A 23,359-nucleotide genomic window follows, 5' to 3' on the forward strand; every position below is an offset into this window, starting at 1 on the left:
CCTGTTAATGCTTCCGTTATTTATTACGCGAAAAACACCAAAATGTTTCCAAAAAAATAAAGCTTGTTGAATGTTATCGATTCAACAAGCTTTAATAGAACGATTATAATATTTTAATTTTTGCGAATTTACGCTTTCCTACTTGGAGCACATCTCCATCCTTCGGCGCTACGTCAGTAAGGATATCCGTCACCTTTTCTTCGTTAATGCGAACGGCTCCTTGCTGTACGCTTCTCCTGGCCTCACTGCTGGTAGGCTGCAGCCCAAGTACGGTTAACAGCTTTATGATACGAATTTGACCGTTGGTCAGATCATCGTTTGAAAGCACGACTTCTTCAATATCTTCTGGCAGAGCACGCTGCTGAAATACAGTAATAAAGTGGTTTTCTGCCGCTTTCGCAGCTGTCTCACCGTGATACATGCCAACAAAGGTTGCAGCAAGCTGCATTTTAACATCCCGAGGATGCAAAGTCCCTTCAGCCAAGCCTTTTCTTAACGACTCAATCTCGCCATTCGATAAGTCAGTGGCAAGCTCATAGTATTTAAACATGAGCTCATCGGGAATAGACATCGATTTCCCGTAGATTTGATTAGGCTCCTCGTCGATACCGATGTAATTGCCTAAGCTTTTGCTCATTTTGTTAACGCCGTCAAGCCCCTCAATCAATGGCGTCGTAATAACAACCTGCGTTGGTTTGTTGTATTCCTTCTGCAATGTTCTGCCCATCAACAGATTGAAGGTCTGATCCGTCCCTCCCAGCTCCACATCGGATTCAAGTGCAACCGAATCATAGCCCTGCATTAGCGGGTAAAAAAATTCATGGATGCTGATCGGTTGCCCGGACGTATAGCGTTTCGTGAAATCATCGCGCTCCATCACACGTGCGACCGTTACTTTCGCAGCCAAGTTCACCACATCTGCAAAGTTTAAAGGCGAGAGCCATTCCGAATTGTAATAAAGCTTCGTTTTTTCCGGATCCAAAATTTTGTAGATTTGTTTCTGGTACGTTTCCGCGTTGCGCTTAACATCCTCCTCGCTAAGCTGCTTCCGTGTTTCAGACTTGCCGGTAGGGTCTCCGATTCTTCCAGTGAAATCACCGATCAATAGCTGGATTTGATGTCCGAATTCCTGAAACTGCCGCAGCTTGTGAAGCACAACCGTATGTCCAATATGAATATCCGGTGCGGACGGATCAAGGCCGAGCTTCACTTTCAAAGGTATGCCTGTAACGACCGCATTCGCTATTTTATTCCTCAACTCGTCTAACGGAACGATCTCTACGACTCCGCGGCTAATAACGGCAAGCTGGCGTTCCACCTCTGCTTGCTGGTCCTGCGATAAACTTTCCCATTTCACCATACAACTTTTCCTCCCTCGTATGCGTCTATATAGACATAAAAAATCCTTCCAGCCCCAAGGGACGAGAAGGATTAGCTCGCGGTACCACCCTCGTTAGAGTACAAATTATTCATAACGATGTACTCTCACTTCGTTGTTGATAACGGAGACGGTCTCCGAAGCGAACTACTGCGGCCGGTCAATAGCGGTTAAATCTCAAGGAGATCTATACGCGCTTGTCATCCGTTCCGGTTCCTTCGCTTTGCTCCAGGCGGTAATTCAACATGCGGCGCATACCGGTTTACACCACCCACCGGCTCTCTGCAAATACGATTCGCTGTCTACTGATGCCCTTCAAAGCTTTGTTTGTATCAAACTTTATTAGAATTTATACCACAGCAACTTCGGGAAGTCAATGTTGTTAAAAAATGCGTTACTTTGGTGATTTATGTTATAATAGGTGTGCTATTTGGAGGAGGAGTCAAAAGAATGCAAGAGGATCGTCAACAAGCGCCAACCAAAAGAAGCGGATGGCGTACTTTCGGAATCGTAACTTTTATAACAGTCAAATGGATCGTATATTTCGGGATATTCATTGGTTTGCTTGCAGGAGGCGCATTGACCGGGTATGTTGCAGCACTCGTGAAAAATGAAGAAGTACGCCCACGTACTGTTATTGAAGAAAAGATGAGCGAAAATGCAATTACCGGATTCGTCTATTTCAATGATGAATCACTTGTCGGACAATTAAGAACGTCTGAGGACCGGATGATTATTACATACGATGATTTACCGCCGCAGGTAATCAATGCCGTACTCGGTATTGAAGACAATAATTTCGAGAAGCACAAAGGCGTAGACATCAACGGACTTGGACGCGCAGTGAAGCAGAAGCTGCTCAACGAGGATATTCAGACAGGCGGGAGCACGCTGACCCAGCAGGTTGCACGCCGCGTATTCCTAAGCTTGGACAAAACGGACAGCCGTAAAATCAAAGAAATCTTTTTGGCTTTGCGTATGGAGCGTTACTTGACGAAGGAAGAAATATTAGCGGCTTACCTCAACAAGGTGCCATTCGGCAATGGTTCGACCGGATACAATCTATTCGGAATAAAAGCTGCCGCCAAAGGCATCTTCAATATATCGGATTTAAACCAGTTGAATATCGCGCAATCTGCTTACCTGGCCGGCCTTCCGCAAAGGCCTTCTGCTTATACTGCTTTTACAGGGAAAGGCCAATTCAATCAAGGTGGCTTTGAACTTGCCTTGGGTCGGCAAAAAACGGTTTTGATGCGTATGTTCGAAACGGGTCGCATCACCCAGCAGGAATACGATGAGGCTCTTAAGTTCGACATTAAGAAGACGCTAGCCAAACCATCTGAGAAGGCCTATACGACTTACCCTTACCTTATGCTCGAAGCTGAGCGGCAAGCCGCTGAAACGATGCTCATGCAGCAAGACCCTACATTAACGAAAGCGGACCTGCGCAAAAAAGAAAACGCACCGCTCATCGAGGAAGCGCGCGATCATCTGCTGCGCGGCGGGTACCATGTCTATACTACGATTGACAAAGAAATTTATCAGCTTATGCGCGAAATAGGCACGAATGACGAGAATTTCACGCCTTATAGCGAAGAAAAAGGGCTTGAACAGATCGCAGCAATCATGTTGGACCACAAGACCGGCGCAATAGTTGGCATGCTAGAAGGCCGTGACTTCTACGAGGAGCAGTTGAACTACGCGACTCAAATGACCAGACAGCCTGGATCAACCATGAAAACGTTGGCTGCTTACCTGCCTGCCATCGAAATGGGAATCATACAGCCAGCAAGCATCATTGATGATGCGCCTTTGGTCCTTAAAGATGGTCAGAAAGGCTTTCATATTCCAATGAACGTTAACCGCAAATTCGCCGGTCTCGTCACTGCGCGTGACGCGCTTAACCGTTCATTGAATTTGCCGGCGTTGAAGATTTTTAACGAGGAAGTTAAAATCGAAAATGCATGGGCATTTGTCAAAAAGCTCGGAATCACCACACTGCAGCCAGAGGATTCCTACGCACAGACAGGTGTAATTGGAGGATTAAGCATCGGAGTATCCGTCGAGGAACTTACGAACGCTTACGGTTCTATTCCTAACAAAGGCGTATTCAACGATTCTTATATGATTTCTCGAATTACAGATGCCAACGGTAAAATCGTATTTGAACATAAACAAGAGCCGAAACGTGTATTCTCGGAGCAAAGCGCATTTTTGATGACCGACATGCTCTCGACCGTTATTTCAAGCAAAAGCGGCTCCGCTAACAAGTTGAAATCACAGTTCAAGAAGTATGGCGAAATTCCAATCGCGGGTAAAACCGGATCGACGCAAAGCTACGGAGACGTATGGTTCATGGGCTTCTCTCCTGACATCACATTAGGGGTATGGGCCGGTTACGAGGAACAAATCAACTCATTGACTGAGAATGGTAAGGCTCGTGCCCGCTCCATTTGGGCGTTAATCATGAATGAAATGGCAGAGAAAAAACCAGAGGTTTTCGCAACTGACAAGTTCGAGCGTCCGACAGGTATCGTCAAGGCAACGGTATCGAGTGCAAGCGGGTTGCTCCCTAGCCAATTGACAAAGGAAGCCGGGATGCTGGTAACCGATTGGTTCAATAAAAAGGATATACCGAAGAAAACAGATGATGCATTGGTGAAAATGGCCTATATTACGTACGAAGGCGTCAATTATGTACCTAATCCAGCCACGCCAAGCGAGTTTGTGAAAGAACAAATCGTTATTAAACGCAAAAAGCCGCTTGATGCCCTGATGGATGAAATCAGAGCCGCACAAGCCAAATTGCCTGCAAAGAGCCGAAGACCGATGGGAGTCTATTTGCCTGCTGATGCAGAGAACAACGCCCCTTCTAAGCCTGATCCACGGGTCGATGACGGTGCGGCTCCATCACCGCCTTCTAGCGTCAAGCTGCAATCAACAGGTGGAGCACTTATCCTGACATTCAGCGAAAGCAGTGCAAAGGATGTCGTTGGTTACCGCGTTTACAAATCGGTTAACCAAGGCGCTTACCAGAAGGAAGGAAGCTCTATTATTGCAGGCTCCGAGAAGCGTATGAAGCTTTACAGTTCAAGCTCGCAAAGCTATACCTTCTATGTCACTTCCGTTGATGTAGCAGGCAAGGAATCTGCACCTAGTCCGCTTGTTAATTATGGCACCACTGTCGTTACCCCGCCTCCTGTTGGCGGGGATACTGGCGGCGGGGATACGCCTCCTGTGAACGATCCGGATGCCATTTCTGCTCCATCCGTTCCGACGGGACTCCAGGCCGTGAAATCCGATCTAAGCGTCAGCTTAAGCTGGGCAGCTAACAGTGTTTCGGATCAAATTACGCAATATCATGTATATTACAGTCCAAATAGCGACAGCAAGTATACAAGAATCGGCTCTACGTCAGAAACAAGCTTTGAGTACGTCGCACCGCTAGTTACCGGCTCTTTCTTCGTCACTGCTGAGAATGCAAAAGGCGAGTCTGGACCATCCACCTATCAAAATGTGAAATAGAAAACAGCAGCCACTTGTTGGCTGCTGTTTTTCTATCTATTTGGCACTTTGAACGGTTAGATCACGTAGGATGAGTCTGTTTCGAATAACCTGCTGATTTGCTCATAGTCTTCTCGAGATAAGGACCATTTCGCTGCTGCGGCATTCTCCTTTATTTGCTTAGGAGTTCTTACACCTGTGATTACACTAGATATTTCTTTACGGTACAATAGCCAGTTGATCGCAACTTCATTTATTGGCTTTCCTAGCGAACGGGCAATCCCCGTAAAGGTCTCGATAATAACGAGGTTTTTAATAAATTGTTTTTCCGAGTATAAGGGATTCAGCTGTGCGCGTACATCCGTTTTTGGCAATCTCGTTAAATAATTGAACTTCCCTGCCAACAGCCCTTGCGCGAGTGGGCTGTAAGGTATAAAGCCAATGTTTTGTTGCTTCGTATAAGGCAGCGATGCATGCTCTACATCCCGTTGAAACAAATTATATGGCTGCTGCAGCGACACAATCGAACTTACGGATTGTGCGGCTACAAGCTGCTGTACACTGAAATTCGACACACCGATATATCTGATTTTCGCGTCTGCAACCAATTGATTCAAAGCATCAAAGGTCTCCTCTACCGGTGTTTTACCCGATGGGTCGGGCCAATTAACCTGATAAAGATCAATATAATCCGTGTTCAGCCGCTTCAGACTTTCCTCGGCTTCACGAATGATATTCGCCTTTGTTACATTAACGCTCCATTGTCCCTGATCATTCCATACGAGCCCTGTTTTGGTTGCTAGAATGATATGCTGCCGTATGGGCTTAAGCACTCTGCCAAGCAGCTCTTCTGAGTGTCCGTGACCGTATACAGGGGCTGTATCATAAAAGGTTATGCCCAAATCAAACGCTTGTCGGATCGCAGCCTCCGTCTCGCTATCATCAACATCACCCCAGCCTGTTCTTCCCGCAGCCCAAGCACCAAAGCCCAATATGGACGGATTTAGATCACTATTGCCTAAATTTCTCGTTTGCACGAAGCAGCCTCCTTATACAATAATTCCTACCCGTTTACTCGGAACTAACATAATTATAATTCCCTACCCCTGAAGGTCAACCCATTTTTTACAAATTCATTTCTGGGCGGTTTCACGTATCCGATAAAGTCTACTTGACATTAGTTGGCTCGCTCCTTAAGATATAGTTTGATTATTGAAACGATTTCTTAGCTAAATACACTTGAGGGGGACCCATGCTTATGACGAAAAAAAGAATCGACCATATTGGCGTTATGGTGAAAGATATGGAGAGTGCGATACGTTTTTATACTGAAATCATCGGATTCGAGCTCAGAGGACGAGTACCGCATTCGAACGGCATTATTGAACTTGCATTTTTAGGTTTTGGGCATTCCGAAGAAACCGAGCTGGAGCTGATAGCAGGCTATAATGACAAGCTTCCTACAGAAGGCAAGGTTCATCATTTTGCAGTTGCAGTTGAAGATGTCCGTGCGGAATTCAGCCGATTGAAGCAGCTAGAAGTAAACTTCATTGACAATGAGATTACAACCTTGCCTAATGGGTATCAATATTTTTTTATAAGCGGGCCAGAGGGTGAATGGGTTGAATTATTTCAGCGTTAATACATAGTGATATCGAAAAAAAACGTCAAAAAGCGGATGCCCGCTCAATGAGCAGGCATCCGCTTTTCTATTTGTTGACCAAGCCGGTTATTAATCTTCAATGGTTGATAAATCGCCTGTAGGAAGGTTTAGCTCCCAAGCCTTTAACACTCGGCGCATAATTTTGCCGCTTCTTGTTTTGGGAAGCTTGTCTTTGAATTCAATTTCCCTTGGTGCTGCATGGGCTGACAAACCGATTTTCACAAACTGCGAAATTTCCTGTTTCAGCTCATCAGATGCTTCAAATCCTTCGCGCAGCGCGATAAAGGCTTTAATGATTTCTCCGCGCATAGGATCAGGCTTGCCAATAACACCTGCCTCCGCTACTGCCGGATGCTCTACGAGCTTGCTCTCCACCTCGAACGGACCTACACGCTCTCCCGCTGTATTAATTACATCATCAATACGCCCTTGAAACCAAAAATAACCATCCTCATCGCGATAAGCAGAATCTCCGGAAATATACCAGCCCTTTAGATAGAAATACTCCTCGTATTTGGATGGATTATTCCAAACCTTGCGCATCATCGACGGCCAAGCGGTCTGAATGGCTAAATTGCCCATTCGGTAAGGAGGCACCTCATTGCCGCTATCATCGATAATCGCTGCTTTGACGCCTGGCAAAGGTTTACCCATTGAACCCGGCTTAATATCCATGCTTGGATAATTGCAGATAAGCTGGCCGCCGGTTTCTGTCATCCACCAGGTGTCATGAATCCTTTGACCATATACCTTAAGTCCCCAGCGGACAACCTCAGGGTTTAAGGGTTCACCTACGCTTAGCACATGCCTGAGGCTGGTCAGATCAAAGCTATTCGAAATATCATCGCCAGCACCCATTAGCATACGGAATGCCGTAGGGGCACTGTACCATACCGTCACGCCATATTTCTGGATTACGCCATACCAATCGCTTGGACTAAAGCGGCCGCCTCGGATAACGTTTGTAGCCCCATTAAGCCATGGAGCAAAAATACCGTACGAGGTGCCTGTTACCCAACCCGGGTCTGCCGTGCACCAATAGATATCATTCTCTTTCAAATCGAGTACGATTTGACCGGTATATAAATGCTGAATCATCGCGTTTTGAACATGATAGACGCCTTTAGGCTTTCCAGTCGATCCTGACGTATAGTGCAGAATAAGGCCATCCTCGCGGTCTAGCCACTCAATCTCTGCTTCATCGGATACCGCAGCCATTTCTTCTGAATAATCAATGATGCCCTCTTCCTTTGGCACATCCTTACCGAATACGATAATATGCTTAAGACCAGGAAGCTCCTCTCTCTTGATTCTCTTCAATAGCGCCGGAGTCGTTACAATCGCAATGGCTTCACTATCCAGAAGCCTGTCCTTAACTGCCGTTTCCATAAAAGCTTCAAATAGCGGCCCTACCACGGCTCCTACTTTCAATGCCCCTAACGCGCTGAAATAAAGCTCCGGCGTCCTAGGCATGAAGATAAAGACGCGTTCACCCTTTGAAATGCCGAGCTTTCTCAAAACATTCGCGAAGCGGTTCGATTGCTTGCTCATCTGTTCAAAGGTATACGATTCGTCACGTTCACTGTCACTATAGAAAAGGGCAACTTTATCCCCTTTGCCTTGTTCAACATGACGGTCAATGGCTTCATAAGCCATATTAACCTTCCCAGTCTCAGACCAGCTGAACTGACTTTCAATTTGATTCCAATCAAATGAGCTCACTGCTTCTTCATAGTTTTGTAAATTCGGATTTGTTGCCGTTGCTGGAATTCGTTCTTGATGTAAGTTGATCATTCTATCACTCTCCCATCAAATCTATGAGTCTGTAACATAAGAATACGCTTACAAAATTGAGTCAATGCTTGAGGCAAACAAGCAGACCTCTGCTATAGCTTCCTATGAACTGAACCGCCAAGCTTATTATAGCATATCTTTTTTCTATTCGACTACGCTTTTCATTTGCTTAAATCTTTGTTATAAAGAGTAATAGAGGATGTAGGATAGGCACGTTTTTCACAGCAAAGGAGGATATGCCTTGGAGCATCGAAAGCGGTTGCAGCGAGAAACTGTCGCTCTAGACGAAGGCCGTGAGCTTATATTGGAAGGACCCGTACCCCCCAACCGACTTGCTGAAATGGCGATGCATGAAGCATTGGATGCATTCCGAAGACCAAATGAGCAGCATAAGGCATTAATCGAAATCGCTGGTCTGGAAGAAGGAAGAATTCTATTGGCACGCGAAGGCAGCAGAATTGTCGGTTATGTGACCTTTCATTATGCCGATGAGCTCGAACGTTGGTCAGAAGGCGGCATGACGGATCTAATCGAGCTTGGAGCGATAGAAGTCGCGGATGACTATCGCGGCTGCGGCTTAGGCAAAAAAATGATTGAGCTTGCTTTTGCTGAGGACCAACTGGAAAATATGATCGTTTTTACGACGGAATATTATTGGCATTGGGACCTTGAAGGGACGAAACTTAACGTATGGGATTATCGAAAAATGATGGAAAAGCTCATGCAGTCCGTTGGCATGGTCTGGTTTGCAACGGATGATCCGGAAATTTGTTCGCATCCCGCGAACTGCCTAATGGTTCGCATCGGCAAGGAAGTGCCGCTTAGCTCCGTCGAGCATTTTGACCGAGTCCGTTTCCGACAGCGCTTCATGTATTAACCACATGCTTAAATAGTAGGTTTGCTTCGCAAACCTTAGCCCATGCTTACGAAGTAGGTTTGCTTCGCAAACCTTAGCTCATGCTTACGAAGTAGGTTTGCTTCGCAAACCTTTTAGGAGGATTAGAATGGCTGCTGATGCTGTTTTCATACATCATTCGGATTCCAGCGGATATAAATTTGATGAAGAACATCCATTTGATCCGCTGCGGTTAACGCTCACGATAGACCTGCTCAAGGATGTGAAGGCCTTGACGGAGGATCAATTGACTACTCCACCACCCTATTCCGATGATGAGCTCTTGTCACTCGTACATCGAACAGATTATTTGACTGCCGTCAAAAAACTGAGCGAAGACACGCTAACGGATGATAGCCGCATCCTCGCTCAGCAATACGGACTGCATACCGAGGACACTCCTGTTTTCCCTGGCATGCATAAAGCGGCTATGACCATTGTTAGAGGCTCTTTAGCTGCGGCAGAGGCTGTCATGACAGGCCAGGTGAAACACGCCTTCCATCTTGCCGGCGGGCTGCATCACGCGTTCCCAGACCGCGCATCAGGTTTCTGCGTATATAACGATGCCGCTGTTGCGATCAAATATATTCGGCAATCATTTGGCGCGCGCGTATTATATATCGATACGGATGTTCATCATGGCGATGGCGTGCAGTGGGTTTTTTATGATGACCCTGATGTCTGTACATACTCCATTCATGAGACGGGAAAGTTTCTATTCCCAGGCACGGGCTTTGTGCATGAAAAAGGCACAGATCATGGATTCGGAGCTTGCTTTAATGTGCCGTTGGAGCCATATACCGAGGATGAATCATGGCTTGAGAGCTTTAACGTCACCTTAAGAAAGGTAATCGAGGCATTCAAGCCGGATGTAATTATAAGCCAGCATGGCTGCGATGCTCATGCGTATGATCCTCTCTCTCACATTCATTGCAGCATGCGGATCTACAGTGAAATTCCCGCTATCATTCATGAATTGGCACATGCGTATACGGATGGCCGTTGGATCGCGCTGGGCGGTGGCGGCTATGACATTTTCAGGGTCGTTCCGAGAGCTTGGGCGCTCGTTTGGCTTACGATGATTGAGCATCCGATCGCGCAGCGAATAGCCGCTGGAGAAATCGTTGAGCTTCCGGACAGCTGGCTTGAACGGTGGTCGTTATTGAGTCCGAATAAGCTCCCCCCCTACTGGATGGATGATTTGTCCGAAATTGAAGCCATGCCTAGACGCCAGGAAATAGCTGAGAAGAATAGAATGGTTCAAAGCATCGCAATCCAGGATCTCTAGCCCGATCGGCTTTGGCACATTTAAAAAAGAAAAAGCCGCGATGCTGGCCATCGCGGCTTTTTCATAGTGAACGGCAATTATTAAATATGCTTTACAATATCGTCGATGATCTGATAAGAATGATTCGATGCTGTTACCGTAAACTCTGAGAAATTCACGTGAGCTGAACCATCTGCTTTGTCTGACATCGAACGGATGATGACAAACGGGGTTTCATTCATATCACAAACCTGTGCGACAGAAGCGCCTTCCATCTCGGCACAAGCGCCATGAAGGGTCTCATGGAGCAACTTGACCGTGTCGCGGCTAGCTATGAACTGGTCGCCGGAGAGCACGACGCCTTGGAGGCTGCGACCCGGAAATAAGCGATTGCTTGCAGAGGAAGCAAGCTCAACCAAGCGCTCATCCGCCACAAATTCCGACTTCGGGTGGAATGGAATCGTTCCACGGGCAAAACCTAGCGGCGAGCAATCCATATCATGTTGAATACAGCTCGTAGAAACCACAATATCGCCGATGTTCAATTGTGGGTCAACCGCACCAGCGACACCTGTGAACAATACGCAATCCGCGCCAAGATCCAACAAAATTTGCGTACAAACTGCGGCGTTAACTTTACCAACGCCTGATTTGCAATAAATAACTGTCTTGCCATGAAGTGTTCCTTCGAAATACGTAATTCCGGCCTTCGTGATCTGAGACGCAATGCTTACGTGCTCATGCAGCAATTCAATTTCTTCTGCCATTGCGCCGATAATTCCTATTTTGTTAAACGACATATTGATTATATTCCTCCAACCGATTGTCGCACGACAATTTCATGCGGCAGTACTACTTTGGATTGATCTACGTTTTCTTTCTTCATAAGCTTCGTCAACAAGCGCATGGATACAGCACCAATATCATACATGGGCTGTGCCACTGCTGTAAGCTGCGGACGAACCATCGATGCCATCCGGCTGTTGTCTACACTGATGATGGAAATGTCGTCGGGTACTCGCAATCCAGAATCCTGGATGCTATGAATGGCGCCGATTGCCATTTCATCCGTTGCAGAGAATACGGCTGTTGGACGCTCGTCCAATTCAATGAAATACTTCATCGCTTCCGCACCAGACTCATAACGGTAATTGCCGATTCGTACCAATGTATCATCGTATGCGATACCCGCAGTCTCAAGCGCACGCTTGTACCCTTGGAACCTTGCGTAGCCGATCGATGGGTCTTGCAGCGTCCCGCTAATCATCGCAATGCGCTTATGGCCTTGCTCCAGCAGCTTCTGAACAGCATCATAAGCTGCGTCTTCGTGATTAATATCGACAGATGGAATTTGTCCGCTCTCATCTGATGTTGCGCATAATACGATAGGAACATTTGCTGTTTTGAAAGCTTGCAGATGCTCTTCGGTTACGGCTCCGCCCATAAATAGCAAACCGTCAACTTGTTTCTCCAATAACGTATTGATAACGCGGATTTCTTTATCTTTCTTCTTATCCGCATTGCACAAAATAATATTATAATGATACATATTAGCAATATCTTCGATTCCACGAGCTACTTCCGCAAAAATAGCGTTTGAAATATCGGGAATGACGACGCCGACAGTCGTTGTTTTCTTGCTCGCAAGGCCTCTTGCCACAGCGTTTGGACGATACCCAAGGCGTTCAATTGCTTCAAATACTTTCTTCCGCGTTGCAGGCTTTACGTTGGGATTGTTATTCACAACCCGGGAAACCGTAGCCATCGACACTCCTGCTTCTCTTGCTACATCATAAATGGTTACCGTCACAGTGGTCCTCTCCATTAGCTCAAATTTTAATTTTCGTACGACCAATATTAAGGTAATCATAGCACAAAGAAATGAGCAACGCAAAACAAAAGACGGCAAAAACCTTGCTGTTTCGTGCTTTCATTGCGTTTTCAAAATAAAAATCCGCTTTCAGTTTTGTTCGTTAACGCTTGCTAACACGCAGCAGCCGCCTTGTTATTTGTAAGGATAATCAATCTATTTTCTTCCTTTCCTAGCAGCTTCATGCTTCCATTCTGATACCCGTAGCATCAGGAAGAACCAGCATAAAACAAAAAAGAGCCGAGATAAATCTCAGCCCGCATAACAATCAACGCTATTGCAGATAACCCGCTCTCTTCTCTCGCCTATCCACTAAAAGTAATTTGATTATGCACAAGCACGACAAATCCAAGCAGCTATGTAAGCAGCGTACGACGGCTAATTTGCTCAAGCCTTTTCTCTAAATCGCTAATCCACGCCTCATCATTCAGCGTCTGGGCAAGCAGATACAAATCAAGCAATTGGTTGATCCTGTGCTCAATCATTCTCTCAAATGCGATTTGGTCTGTTTGCAGCTTCTCTGCTTTTGCTTCGACGAGCAAATTAGCCCATTCGTTGCATTCATTGAATAAAAAGGTTTGTTTATCTGGCTGAGCACCCAATTGAGCGATTAATCCAGTCAAGTCCGGCTTCACATCGGGAAATACTTCACTGCGATTGCAGGTTGTGCATGAGAAAATAGGAACGTTATCAATCTCTACTTTCCCTGAATAAATGACTGTGCGCAGTTTCATCTTCATGATGTCACCACAATGACACCTCTTATGCAAAGCGGTCCACTCCTTCTTAGTAGCAGCTATTCTCAATAGGCATAGCTTTCAGAGTTACAATATATAATTGATTCGACCAAATTCGCGAAAATTCCTGCTTTCACAGTCTTGTAATTTTTACTACTAAAACGGTGCTTTGCATCACATATGCAAGCGCTCATGGGGCTGCTTTTCTCCATCTTTTCCGAATCCATGGCACCGCTGCTAGAGCTGTCCATATCGCTGCTCCAATCAAATCATTGCGCACGTCCATTGCGTCCGGCATCCTGCCTCCGACAAAAGATTGATGGTATTCATCGGTCACGCCGTACAGCCCGCACAGCACAACGATAATGACCTTCATCCAGAGGCGGTCCGCTGTTTTGCCTATTCCGTAATCAATAGTGAGTGCAAGTATGAAGTAAGAGACAAAATGTCCCCAATCAAAGCCCTCCATGAACGGAAAAAAGGTTTGAAAGAACGGAAGAAAGGTATTGATCTCGTCACTCGTTCTCGATGACAAAACAAAAATCACTGTCATCCAAATAACTGCCGGCAGGAAACGTAAGAGTCTCGTAAATGAGAAACCTTTTGATACCTGATTCATTTGCTTCATTGATGCTCCTTCGTTACAATAATAGAGATCATTCATAGATGGAGGGGAAAAGATGTCCTTACAAAACAAAACCGTCATCTGCTTGCTAGACGACGAATTCGAGGATTTGGAATTGTGGTATCCGGTCTACCGCGCCCGGGAGGCAGGCGCAACGGTTCTATACGCCGGCCCTGAAAAAGGCAAAAAGCATATTGGCAAGTATGGCGTGCCTGCCGTTGCCGACTTGTCTTTCGACGAAGTAAACAGTGAAGATATCATTGGACTGCTCGTTCCGGGCGGCTGGGCGCCTGACAAGCTGCGCAGATACCCGAAAGTGCTTCAGCTCGTTCAAGAGCTTAATGCGCAGGATAAACCGATAGGCCAAATTTGCCATGCCGGGTGGGTATTGATTTCTGCCAAAATACTTGAGGGCCGCAAGGTCACTTCGACGCCAGGCATTCGCGATGATATGGAAAATGCTGGAGCAACGTGGTTTGATGAAGCGGTTGTCGTAGACGGTAACCTCATCTCGGCACGTCGTCCACCTGATCTTCCGCCTTATGCCAAGGCATTTGTAGATGCGCTCGTACAGCGAATGGGCTAACCATTCGCTGTTTTTTTGTCTACCCGCTCCATGAAGGCATTAAGCAGTGCAAGTATCTCCGTACTCGTGCGGCAGCTGTGCAGCTTCTCAAACACCTCTCCGCTCTCTTCCTGAGACGTGCTAAGAAGACGCTGCTTCACTTGCAAGATCGAATGGGAGGACATGCTCAGCTCATCGACATCGAGGCTAAGCCAGATCGGCAAAGCTCTTAAATCACCGGCAAGCTCGCCGCATACGCCAACTGTAATACCCGCTTTTTTCGCTGCTTCCACCGTCATTTTCAGCATACGAATCAATGCTGGATGGTAAGGTTCGTATAAATGGGAAATCTCTTCATTCATTCGATCGACCGCAAGCGTAAACTGGACGAGATCATTCGTGCCAATGCTGAAAAAATCAACTTCTTCTGCTAGAAGATCAGCTATCATAACCGCTGCAGGCACCTCAATCATTATGCCGATTTTCATGCCCTTGTCATACGGAATACCGGCTTCTTCAAGCTCTAGCTTCGCTTCGTTAAGCACCGCATTGGCTGCTCTGACTTCATCAACGGATGATATGAGCGGGTACATCAGCTTCACTGCCCCGTAATGGCTTGCGCGTAGTATGGCACGGAGCTGCGTCTTGAACAAGTCTTTGCGATCAAGAGAAATGCGGATCGCTCTGTAGCCAAGAAATGGGTTGTCTTCCTCTGGCAGCTCAAAGTAATCCAACTGCTTATCTCCGCCGACATCAAGGGTTCGAATGACGAGCGGCTCGCCTGCGAGCCTTTCGGCAACGCTTCGATAAACCTCGAACTGCTCTTCTTCCTTGGGAAAGCGATTTCGGTCCATATACAAAAACTCTGTTCGGAACAAGCCTACGCCATGCGCACCGCTCGACAATGCGATTTCCAGCTCTTTAAAGGAGCTGATATTCGCAGCAAGCTCAAGCCGCTTGCCATCAGGCGTAACGGGCCGATGGTTGGCAATGCCGTGCAGCCGCTGCTTCGCTTCTGTTTGACGATTATGAAGCTCTGTATAGGTTTGAATGATTTCTTGTTCAGGTTCTATAAATACGCTGCCGTCCGTGCCGTCGATGACAAGCGTTTGGCCCGTTTGAATCGGTTCTGCCAGCTTAGTTTCCACACCAACTACTAGCGGTACGCCAAGCGCTCTTGCCATGATGGCTGAATGCGAGGTTGTACTGCCAGCAAGGGTAACAATACCAAGAACATGCTGCGGGTTAATATGCGCCAGCTGTGAGGGGGACAGCTCCTTTGCGATCAGGATAAAGGGCTGCGTGTCGGATGGCAGGGTAATCTCCGGAGCTCCAAGCAAATGCTTCAGCAGCCGGTTTCCTACGTCCTTGATATCCAGTGCCCGCTCCTTCATGTACTCATCGTCCAGCAGATCGAACATGGTGACGAAATGATCAATGGCTTCCTTTACGGCAACCTCAGCTGCTTTGTATTGGCGTTGGATGATGCCCTGGATTTCGTTCATAAAAACAGGATCATCCAGAATCGCGATATGAGCATCGAATATATGCGTCTCTTCAGAACCAACAACATCACGCAGCTCATCTTTGATTTGTTCGATTTCTGACTTGGAGGTGCGGATACCCTCGTATACGCGTTCGAACTCTCTCGCAAAATCAGCCACATCGATCTTCTGTTCAGGCAATTCCCATTCCCAATTCGGAAGCACAAACGATCTCCCAATCGCTATGCCAGCTGACGCCCCAATTCCTTGAATCATTGTGTTTCCCCTCCACCATTTCTCTCTTTAAGAACAACAGACAAAACTGAGGACTGCCCCTTTTTCACCGCTTTGAACGGTGCAAACCGCCAGGAATGGACGAGATCAGAGTTGGTGATTACCATAGGCGTAGCAAGCGACTTGCTTTCCTTACGTACCCGCTGCAAATCAAACTTGATCAGCATCATGCCAGGCGTCACTTCATCCCCTTCTTTAACAAGAGCATTAAAATAGCCTTTTCCTGCTAATCCAGAGGTGTCGATGCCGATATGCAGCAGAACCTCCAGTCCCTCCGGAGTAAGCAAGCCTATCGCGTGCATGGTTGGATAAATATGAATAACCTTCCCTTTGACGGGAGATACCAGCTCTCCTCTATCCGGTATGAAAGCAACGCCTTGTCCTACCAGCTTGCCTGCGAATATCGGGTCGGGTACCTCATCAAGCGGAATCATTCTTCCCTGCATCGGCGAGTGAAACAGCACCTGTGCTTGATCCCGATGAATCGTCTTAATCATCTCTTCGCGAATGAGTTCGGAGTATGTGCCGAATACGACTTGTACCTGCCCCCCGCCAAGCTTGATGACGCCGGCTGCCCCTAGATTTCGAAGCGCATTCACATCCAGCAGCTTGTCATTCGACACTTTAAGCCGCAGCCTGGTGATACAGGATTCCATTTTGACAATATTTTGCTTGCCGCCAATTGCTTGCAGAATAAGCGGTGCCCGGTAAGGAATATCTCCTGCCCACTCATCGAGCTGCGAGCCTTCCTCTCGACCAGGAGTCGGTATACGGAATCTGCGAATTGCCCAGCGGAACAAGAAATAATAAATAAATCCGACAACGATTCCAATTGGAATAATAAGCCAGCCTCTCGTTGCCAAATGCTCATTGATTACAAAATCAATGGCTCCTGCCGAAAAGGAAAAGCCATGCTTGATGCCAAGTTCATAGGTCACCCACATAATAATGCCCGATAGGATGGCATGAACGACGTATAAGTATGGAGCTACGAATAAAAAAGCAAATTCAACAGGCTCGGTAACACCCGTCAAAAAGGAGGCTAACGCAGCGTATAGAAACGTTTTTCTAATCTTGGGCTTCAAGTCTTCGCGAGCTTCGTGAATAATAGCCAAGGCTATTGCCGGCAGAGCGAACATCATTGTTGGATACAATCCAGCCATGAACACCCCTGCCGTTGGATCGCCTGCAAAGAAACGAGGCAGATCGCCATATACCATTTGACCAGCTTCCGTCTCGTAGCCGCCAATCTGGAACCAGAATACATGACTCACAAGATGGTGCAAGCCGAATACGACTAGGATGCGATGTACAAAGCCATACAAGAAAACACCGAAGCCACCGCCTGAAGCAACAATTTCGCCCAGCTCAACAAGCATTTTTTGCAAATACGGCGCTATGTTAATCATGCCGATGGAAAAGAGCAAGCACACAAAGCTGACAAACAGCGGTACGAACCGCGGGCCGCCAAAAAACTGTATGTATTCCGGCAAGCGCAAGCTTTTGAAACGTTCATGGCTTACGCCTGCAATAATGCCGACTAAGGTACCGATCAAGACTGTCGGCTCTATCTGAACCTCAGCCGTGCCGGTTATGCCGCTATATATAATCATTCCTACAAGAGCAGCCATTCCCGCAGCGAGCGCATTTCCCGTCAATCCGAGCGATATGCCTACCGCGAAAATATAAGGTAGAAACGTAAATATCGTCTCGCTGGCAGCGACTAAATAACCTTCCATACCCGGCAAGCCAATATATGCCCATGGCAGCTTGCTTAGGCTTAAAAATATGGCCGCGCCTGGCAATACAATCATCGGCAGCATAAATGCTCTACCGAGTTGCTGCAGGCTCCCAATGAAAACCATTTTACACCTCCTTAAAGTTTTGCGTAGCAAAACTGACTTCGTAAGCATTCACTTAGTTTTGCATAGCAAAACTGACTTCGTAAGCATTCACTTAGTTTTGCGCAGCAAAACTGACTTCGTAAGCATTCACTTAGTTTTGCATAGCAAAACTAACTTCACACGTAAACTCCCAACATTTCTATAACGATGTTAAGCGTTTGCTGCGTTTTTGTCAAAGTAAAACGGCGAGCCTGTAAGGGCCCGCCGATGTTGATGATTCTATTTCTATCATTTTAAAACGATCTTATCGCATACCGCCCGAGTAAGGGGAGTTAGCAGCGCTTTGGGATTGCCAGCCGACATGTGAAATAACCGGACCTGATTGTTGATATGCATTGGTCGCTTCATAGACAGGATGGATCGAAGTGTTCGAATGAGTCGGTGTCATTCCGTATCCATTCTGTTGGTTGGACTGCGCATAACCTCCGAAATTGGATGCGGAGTGCTGTACGTAGTTCGATCCGATGTTTGAAGTTGGCTGGTAATACGATTGCTGATTGTCATATCCAGCTTGATAGCCGACATGTGCGATAACCGGGCCAACGTTGCCAAAAGCCGTAGCTGGCGATTGAGCGTGGCTTTGAACCGGTTGATGCGAAATGAATGAATGATTCGTTCCTACCGGATGAGTCGAGTTCGAATAGCTGTTCGGCGAGAAATGCTGGTTGCCTTGGCTATAAGAATTAGACGCTTGATAACCTCCTGGCACATTCGAAACAATGGAATTCGTTTGTCTGCCAAAAGTTGGTTGGCTAAGCTGACCTTGATAGTGTGATTGCACATTGCCTGTTGGCTCAAAGTGCGTGCCTTGGTTAAGGTAGCTTTGTTGCCCTTGGTAATTACCCGGTTGTTGCGAATATTGATTCACGTCGTGTCCTCCTTGGATTACAAGCATAAAGTCTTCAAGCAAGTAAAGCACTCGCTTATGAAGCCTTCTTATTGTGTAGGAGTGACGACTTTTTTATAACTGTTATGTTTTGGATTTCCCGCCAGGAAGCAAGATGGAATCCTCAACCTTGATGCAACGATCCATAATAACCTCAAGACCGCCGGCAGTCGCTATTTCGGCTGCTTCATCGTTGGAAATGCCAAGCTGCAGCCACAAGGTTTTAGCGCCTATTGCAACTGCCTCTTGAGCGACAGGGGGTGTATGCTCGCTTCTGCGAAATACATTGACTATATCCACAGGCACTGGAATGTCCTTAAGCGATGGATAGCTTTTTTGACCCAATATCGAATCGGCGTTTGGATTAACGGGAATAATCGTATAGCCCTTAGCTTGCATAGCTTCGGATACCATGTACGATACACGATCAGGCTTGTCGGACAATCCGACTACCGCAACCGTCATGCTTCTCTCCAGAATAACCTTAATCTGCTCACGCGAAGGATTTTCAAAAGCCATCCTAAACACCTCTTTTCTTATTTTGAAAAAACCGTTATGGCTTTAAGCACTTATTATGCTTCAATCCACTCCACATTTGCACCCAATGCTTTCAGATGGTCAAAATAAATCGGATAAGATTTGGCGACGTGATGTGCGTCGCGAATACGTATAGGCTGCTTCGCACGCAAGCCGACAACCGTCAACGCCATAATGACACGGTGGTCGTAATGCGCATTAATCTCAACGCCGCCTTCAACGCCTTCTGGGCGTCCGTGGACGATAATTTCCGCCTGCCGTTCTTCCACGTTTGCGCCAGCTTTCCGCAGCTCATTCAGGTAATCCGTAATACGGTCGCATTCTTTGTACCTTAAGTTCTCTACATTGTAGAATCGTGATGTTCCTTCTGCAAAAACGGCTGCAGCTACCATAGCAAGCACCGCATCCGTTGCATGGTCTCCGTCGAACTCGACTGCTTTTAGCTTTCCGTTGCCTTTAACGTGAACGATGCCGTTCTCGTGAGTAAGAGGAACCTCCATCATCTGAAGCACATCGACTACAGCACGTTCTCCTTGCTTGCTGCGCTCTTCCAATCGATGAACAATGACATCCGACTGCGTTACCGCAGCAGCTGCCAGAATCGCTGCGGAGCCCGGGTAATCTCCTTGGACCGAATACGTTTTCGCTGCATAGCTTTGGCCGCCAGGAACACGGAAGCGCATATAATCGTCATCGGCATGAATGACTATTCCGGCTTGTTCCAATACTTCTAGCGTCTGACCGACGACAACCTTCGATTTCAGATCATGAAGCACTTCAATCTCGCTGTCCTCCGGCAATAAAGGTGTAAGAAACAGAAGCGCGCTTAAAAATTGCGAGCTAATATTTCCTGAAACTTGAATTTTACCGCCTTTTGGAGCCCCGCCTTGAATGCGAATAGGTAATTTGCCATCATTATGAGTAATGGTAACTCCCATAGCGCTTAGAGAATCAATAAGGTCGCTATGTGGTCTTTTGCCAAGCGAGTCCGGATATCGGTTAATGAAGGTTACATCTGGGCACAAAGCGGCAATCGCCATCAAGAAACGCAATACTGCGCCTGCATTTCCCACATCAAGCTGCTCTACTGGCTTTGGGTTTCTGCCAAAGCCTGTAATAACGATTTTTTCTTCGTCCTCTTCAACGGTCGCGCCAAGATCACGGATACAACGGCGCATCGCATCGCTATCCTCGCTATGGGCAGGGAAATAAATGGTACTTGTCCCTTCTGCAAGCGCTGCAACCAACAAATAACGTGTTGTGTAATTTTTTGATGAAAGGGCTTGAAGCTCTCCTTCAAGCTTAGGCGTTGGTGTCACTAAAACGTCCATAGTTCGTATGATCTCCCTTTTTATTCATATATACACTTTAGATGGTGTCGAAGCCAAATAAAATGATGATTCATCTATGCTTGCTTTAATCGCGATTGCTCCAAGATTGCAGCAACGACCTCTTCCGCGGACAAGCTCGTCGTGTCAATCGTCAAATGTGCGAAATCATAAGCTTCCTTGCGCTGCTCCAGCAGCAGGTTTACGCGGTCTTCTGCATCACCGTACAGCAGCGGACGAGCAGTATCCGTCTTCACACGGGCCAAAATTTGGTCATGGCTTGCTTTGAGTGCAACGACAAATCCATTCCCGAGCATGAGCTGGCGATTCGTTTCGCGAAGAACGGCGCCTCCTCCGGTTGCAACAACGCAGCAATCCTCATCCGCCAAAATATGATGAAGCACCTTCGTTTCAATATCCCGGAAGCCTGCTTCTCCATCGGATGCAAATATTTCGGAAATTTGCCGGTTTTCATGCTTCTCGATTTCCTCGTCGCCATCGACCCGCTTCCAGCCTAGCTTCTCTGCAAGCAGCCTGCTGACAGTAGATTTACCGGTTCCCATAAACCCGATCAGCACTAATTTATTACCACGTTGCTCTTCCATCGTGAACGATTCACCCTTTTCATTCATCCTAAACCATTTTTTCTACAACATCATATCATTTTTTTATTATTCTAGGGTATAAAAAAGTTGCATATGTCGTATGGATGATAATGATGTTATTTCAAGAACAGGAGTGACGCTAGCGATGACCAGTGATCAACCATTGCAAGATCTCCATCCGACGCAAAAGCGTATTCATCGTATTCTTGATCCTGATCATCCCCTCTGCCGGGAGGATGTCGTCTGGATGCTTGAATATATTAAAAAAAAGGTGGCTGACGAGGATCCAGCTTTACTGGATCTTTCGCAGCCACGTTTATTACAGAACTTTCGTTTTTTTGCGGAAGCGGCCATGTCCCTTATTCATCGGAGGCATTGCTCTGATCAAGAAGCGGACCGGCTGCGCGAGTGGCTGCGTCAAGCAACTTTCGGCTTGCACAACGTCAATCCTCGCGAGCCAAAGCCGTAAAAGCTAATTGGTATTATGACTGCATCCAGTTGAAGTGGAAGCTTCCTTCTTTGTCCAAGCGTTTGAACGTATGCGCACCGAAATAGTCGCGTTGCGCTTGTAGAAGGTTAGCAGGCAAACGCTCTGTACGGTAGCTGTCATAATAAGCAATCGCGCTTGAGAAAGCCGGAACCGGTACACCGTTAGTAACAGCTGCTGCAATCACTTCACGCCATGCGCCTTGATAAGACTCAACGATGTTTTGGAAGTAGGAATCGAGCAACAGGTTGCGCAGGTTAGGATCACGGTCGTAAGCGTCTTTGATGTTCTGCAGGAAGCGTGCACGGATAATGCAGCCGCCGCGGAAAATCATAGCGATCTCGCCGTAGCTCAGATCCCAGTTGAATTCTTCGGAAGCAGCACGCATTTGGGCAAAGCCTTGTGCGTACGAACAAATTTTGCTTGCGAACAGCGCTTTGCGGACGGACTCGATGAATGCTGCTCTGTCGCCTGTGAAAGGCACTTTTGCGGGACCGTTAAGCACTTTGCTTGCTGCAACGCGTTCTTCCTTCATAGCGGACAAGAAGCGAGTGAATACCGATTCCGTAATAATAGAAAGCGGTACGCCTAGATCAAGCGAGCTTTGGCTTGTCCATTTGCCAGTTCCTTTTTGGCCAGCGGAATCCAAGATCACATCGACCATTGGCTTGCCTGTCTCAGGATCGTATTTGGAGAAAATATCTCTTGTGATCTCAATAAGGTAGCTGTCCAGCTCGCCTTTGTTCCACTCTGAGAAAATTTCGTGAAGCTCTTCCGCGCTAACGTCCAGCACGTTTTTGAGAAGATCATATGCTTCGCAAATAAGCTGCATGTCACCGTACTCAATGCCGTTATGCACCATTTTCACGTAGTGGCCAGCACCGTCTGGTCCGATATATGTACAGCAAGCATCATCGCCAACTTTAGCGGATATCGCTTTAAGGATAGGTTCAACAAGCTCATAAGCGGATTTCTGGCCGCCTGGCATAATCGAAGGGCCTTTCAATGCGCCTTCTTCGCCGCCGGAAACGCCGGTACCGATGAAACGGAAGCCTTTCGCTTCCAAATCTTTGCTGCGACGAACCGTATCAGGGAAATAAGCGTTGCCGCCATCAATGATGATATCGCCTTCAGCCAAATGAGGAACAAGTGAATCGATTGTTGCATCTGTGCCAGCGCCTGCTTGTACCATGATTAGAATTTTGCGCGGAACTTCAAGAGATTGTACGAATTCTTCGATGCTGTATGTTGGAACAAGGTTTTTGCCTGCTGCTTCTTGTACGAGGTCGTCTGTCTTTTCGCGGGAACGGTTGAACACCGATACCGTGAAGCCTCTGCTTTCAATGTTAAGAGCAAGGTTTTTGCCCATTACGGCCAATCCGATTACGCCAATTTGCTGTTTTGACATCTGGTTTCTTCCATCCTTCATCATCTATTTTGGGTCACAATAGTTTTATTTTACTCTTTTTATCCCAAGAAGAAAACTGTCTAAGCGGAAAAATGTCGAATAAGCGGCATTAGAATTATTGACCGATT

Annotated in this window: 20 protein-coding genes and 1 other annotated feature; of the genes, 6 read left to right on the forward strand and 14 right to left on the reverse strand. The window is 46.8% G+C overall.

Annotated elements, in window-relative coordinates:
- Nucleotides 1-103: 103 nt before the first annotated feature.
- Complete coding sequence (gene tyrS, locus FHS16_RS11255) at nucleotides 104-1,357, reverse strand: tyrosine--tRNA ligase (RefSeq protein WP_183562160.1); 1,254 nt, start codon at nucleotides 1,355-1,357, stop codon at nucleotides 104-106.
- A gap of 57 nt (nucleotides 1,358-1,414) precedes the next feature.
- Nucleotides 1,415-1,706: a binding site (T-box leader), on the reverse strand.
- 122 nt (nucleotides 1,707-1,828) lie between these two features.
- On the opposite strand from tyrS, the gene FHS16_RS11260 reads away from it, so the two are divergent.
- Complete coding sequence (locus FHS16_RS11260) at nucleotides 1,829-4,903, forward strand: penicillin-binding protein 1A (protein ID WP_183561974.1); 3,075 nt, start codon at nucleotides 1,829-1,831, stop codon at nucleotides 4,901-4,903.
- Nucleotides 4,904-4,959: 56 nt separating this feature from the next.
- On the opposite strand, the gene FHS16_RS11265 is transcribed toward FHS16_RS11260, so the two are convergent.
- Entirely contained in the window at nucleotides 4,960-5,919 is a 960-nt protein-coding gene (locus FHS16_RS11265) for an aldo/keto reductase (protein WP_183561976.1), read from the reverse strand.
- A gap of 221 nt (nucleotides 5,920-6,140) precedes the next feature.
- Between FHS16_RS11265 and FHS16_RS11270 the strand changes: the two genes are divergently transcribed.
- Nucleotides 6,141-6,524, forward strand: coding sequence for a VOC family protein (locus FHS16_RS11270; RefSeq protein ID WP_183561978.1), 384 nt, complete (start codon nucleotides 6,141-6,143; stop codon nucleotides 6,522-6,524).
- A gap of 90 nt (nucleotides 6,525-6,614) precedes the next feature.
- Here the strand turns inward: FHS16_RS11270 and acsA are convergent, their stop codons facing one another.
- A complete protein-coding gene (acsA, locus tag FHS16_RS11275; RefSeq protein WP_183561980.1) occupies nucleotides 6,615-8,339 on the reverse strand; it encodes an acetate--CoA ligase in 1,725 nt (574 codons plus the stop codon).
- 241 nt (nucleotides 8,340-8,580) lie between these two features.
- Here acsA and FHS16_RS11280 point away from each other — a divergent pair, with 241 nt between their 5' ends.
- Both FHS16_RS11280 and FHS16_RS11285 read left to right on the forward strand, forming a co-directional pair.
- A complete protein-coding gene (locus FHS16_RS11280) occupies nucleotides 8,581-9,216 on the forward strand; it encodes a GNAT family N-acetyltransferase (protein ID WP_246431706.1) in 636 nt (211 codons plus the stop codon).
- A gap of 127 nt (nucleotides 9,217-9,343) precedes the next feature.
- A complete protein-coding gene (locus FHS16_RS11285) occupies nucleotides 9,344-10,522 on the forward strand; it encodes an acetoin utilization protein AcuC (RefSeq protein WP_183561982.1) in 1,179 nt (392 codons plus the stop codon).
- A gap of 80 nt (nucleotides 10,523-10,602) precedes the next feature.
- Here the strand turns inward: FHS16_RS11285 and FHS16_RS11290 are convergent, their stop codons facing one another.
- The 4 genes from FHS16_RS11290 to FHS16_RS11305 form a co-directional block, all read right to left on the reverse strand.
- Entirely contained in the window at nucleotides 10,603-11,301 is a 699-nt protein-coding gene (locus tag FHS16_RS11290; RefSeq protein WP_183561984.1) for a 5'-methylthioadenosine/adenosylhomocysteine nucleosidase, read from the reverse strand.
- Between the two features lie 5 nt (nucleotides 11,302-11,306).
- Nucleotides 11,307-12,311 carry a catabolite control protein A gene (gene ccpA, locus FHS16_RS11295; RefSeq protein ID WP_183561986.1) on the reverse strand — a complete coding sequence of 335 codons (1,005 nt, stop codon included), beginning with the start codon at nucleotides 12,309-12,311 and terminating at the stop codon, nucleotides 11,307-11,309.
- Nucleotides 12,312-12,727: 416 nt separating this feature from the next.
- A complete protein-coding gene (locus tag FHS16_RS11300; RefSeq protein WP_312890847.1) occupies nucleotides 12,728-13,111 on the reverse strand; it encodes a hypothetical protein in 384 nt (127 codons plus the stop codon).
- A 187-nt stretch (nucleotides 13,112-13,298) separates the two neighbouring features.
- Nucleotides 13,299-13,727, reverse strand: a complete 429-nt coding sequence (locus FHS16_RS11305; protein ID WP_183561990.1) for a VanZ family protein — start codon at nucleotides 13,725-13,727, stop codon at nucleotides 13,299-13,301.
- 61 nt (nucleotides 13,728-13,788) lie between these two features.
- Between FHS16_RS11305 and FHS16_RS11310 the strand changes: the two genes are divergently transcribed.
- Nucleotides 13,789-14,319 (forward strand): type 1 glutamine amidotransferase domain-containing protein, encoded by a 531-nt coding sequence (locus FHS16_RS11310; RefSeq protein ID WP_183561992.1) that lies wholly within the window; start codon nucleotides 13,789-13,791, stop codon nucleotides 14,317-14,319.
- Here FHS16_RS11310 and ptsP read toward each other — a convergent pair.
- The 6 genes from ptsP to FHS16_RS11340 all read right to left on the reverse strand — a co-directional run bounded on the left by ptsP (nucleotide 14,316) and on the right by FHS16_RS11340 (nucleotide 21,336).
- Nucleotides 14,316-16,058 (reverse strand): phosphoenolpyruvate--protein phosphotransferase, encoded by a 1,743-nt coding sequence (gene ptsP, locus FHS16_RS11315; protein ID WP_183561994.1) that lies wholly within the window; start codon nucleotides 16,056-16,058, stop codon nucleotides 14,316-14,318. The two genes, FHS16_RS11310 and ptsP, sit on opposite strands and share 4 nt — an antisense overlap.
- Entirely contained in the window at nucleotides 16,055-17,941 is a 1,887-nt protein-coding gene (locus FHS16_RS11320) for a glucose PTS transporter subunit IIA (protein WP_183561996.1), read from the reverse strand. The genes ptsP and FHS16_RS11320 overlap by 4 nt, the downstream gene beginning before the upstream one ends.
- Nucleotides 17,942-18,224: 283 nt before the next feature.
- Complete coding sequence (locus FHS16_RS11325) at nucleotides 18,225-18,848, reverse strand: hypothetical protein (RefSeq protein ID WP_183561998.1); 624 nt, start codon at nucleotides 18,846-18,848, stop codon at nucleotides 18,225-18,227.
- A 102-nt stretch (nucleotides 18,849-18,950) separates the two neighbouring features.
- A complete protein-coding gene (locus FHS16_RS11330) occupies nucleotides 18,951-19,385 on the reverse strand; it encodes a CoA-binding protein (protein WP_183562000.1) in 435 nt (144 codons plus the stop codon).
- 53 nt (nucleotides 19,386-19,438) lie between these two features.
- Nucleotides 19,439-20,734, reverse strand: a complete 1,296-nt coding sequence (gene aroA, locus FHS16_RS11335; protein WP_183562002.1) for a 3-phosphoshikimate 1-carboxyvinyltransferase — start codon at nucleotides 20,732-20,734, stop codon at nucleotides 19,439-19,441.
- Between the two features lie 74 nt (nucleotides 20,735-20,808).
- Nucleotides 20,809-21,336, reverse strand: a complete 528-nt coding sequence (locus FHS16_RS11340) for a shikimate kinase (protein WP_183562004.1) — start codon at nucleotides 21,334-21,336, stop codon at nucleotides 20,809-20,811.
- A 145-nt stretch (nucleotides 21,337-21,481) separates the two neighbouring features.
- On the opposite strand from FHS16_RS11340, the gene FHS16_RS11345 reads away from it, so the two are divergent.
- Nucleotides 21,482-21,805, forward strand: a complete 324-nt coding sequence (locus FHS16_RS11345) for a hypothetical protein (RefSeq protein WP_183562006.1) — start codon at nucleotides 21,482-21,484, stop codon at nucleotides 21,803-21,805.
- A 13-nt stretch (nucleotides 21,806-21,818) separates the two neighbouring features.
- Here FHS16_RS11345 and gnd read toward each other — a convergent pair whose 3' ends face one another.
- A complete protein-coding gene (gnd, locus tag FHS16_RS11350) occupies nucleotides 21,819-23,231 on the reverse strand; it encodes an NADP-dependent phosphogluconate dehydrogenase (protein ID WP_183562008.1) in 1,413 nt (470 codons plus the stop codon).
- Nucleotides 23,232-23,359 lie beyond the last annotated feature (128 nt).

The sequence above is a fragment of the Paenibacillus endophyticus genome, from assembly GCF_014192395.1.
GTDB lineage: Bacteria > Bacillota > Bacilli > Paenibacillales > Paenibacillaceae > Pristimantibacillus > Pristimantibacillus endophyticus.

Coding starts and splice junctions, on each gene's coding strand:
- FHS16_RS11305 (WP_183561990.1), bottom strand. CDS start 13,727: ATGAATCAGGTATCAAAAGGTTTCTCATTTACGAGACTCTTACGTTTC.
- FHS16_RS11260 (WP_183561974.1), top strand. CDS start 1,829: ATGCAAGAGGATCGTCAACAAGCGCCAACCAAAAGAAGCGGATGGCGT.
- acsA (WP_183561980.1), bottom strand. CDS start 8,339: ATGATCAACTTACATCAAGAACGAATTCCAGCAACGGCAACAAATCCG.
- FHS16_RS11270 (WP_183561978.1), top strand. CDS start 6,141: ATGACGAAAAAAAGAATCGACCATATTGGCGTTATGGTGAAAGATATG.
- FHS16_RS11320 (WP_183561996.1), bottom strand. CDS start 17,941: ATGGTTTTCATTGGGAGCCTGCAGCAACTCGGTAGAGCATTTATGCTG.
- FHS16_RS11330 (WP_183562000.1), bottom strand. CDS start 19,385: ATGGCTTTTGAAAATCCTTCGCGTGAGCAGATTAAGGTTATTCTGGAG.
- FHS16_RS11285 (WP_183561982.1), top strand. CDS start 9,344: ATGGCTGCTGATGCTGTTTTCATACATCATTCGGATTCCAGCGGATAT.
- FHS16_RS11345 (WP_183562006.1), top strand. CDS start 21,482: ATGACCAGTGATCAACCATTGCAAGATCTCCATCCGACGCAAAAGCGT.
- FHS16_RS11290 (WP_183561984.1), bottom strand. CDS start 11,301: ATGTCGTTTAACAAAATAGGAATTATCGGCGCAATGGCAGAAGAAATT.
- ptsP (WP_183561994.1), bottom strand. CDS start 16,058: ATGATTCAAGGAATTGGGGCGTCAGCTGGCATAGCGATTGGGAGATCG.
- aroA (WP_183562002.1), bottom strand. CDS start 20,734: ATGGACGTTTTAGTGACACCAACGCCTAAGCTTGAAGGAGAGCTTCAA.
- FHS16_RS11300 (WP_312890847.1), bottom strand. CDS start 13,111: ATGAAGATGAAACTGCGCACAGTCATTTATTCAGGGAAAGTAGAGATT.
- gnd (WP_183562008.1), bottom strand. CDS start 23,231: ATGTCAAAACAGCAAATTGGCGTAATCGGATTGGCCGTAATGGGCAAA.
- FHS16_RS11340 (WP_183562004.1), bottom strand. CDS start 21,336: ATGGAAGAGCAACGTGGTAATAAATTAGTGCTGATCGGGTTTATGGGA.
- FHS16_RS11310 (WP_183561992.1), top strand. CDS start 13,789: ATGTCCTTACAAAACAAAACCGTCATCTGCTTGCTAGACGACGAATTC.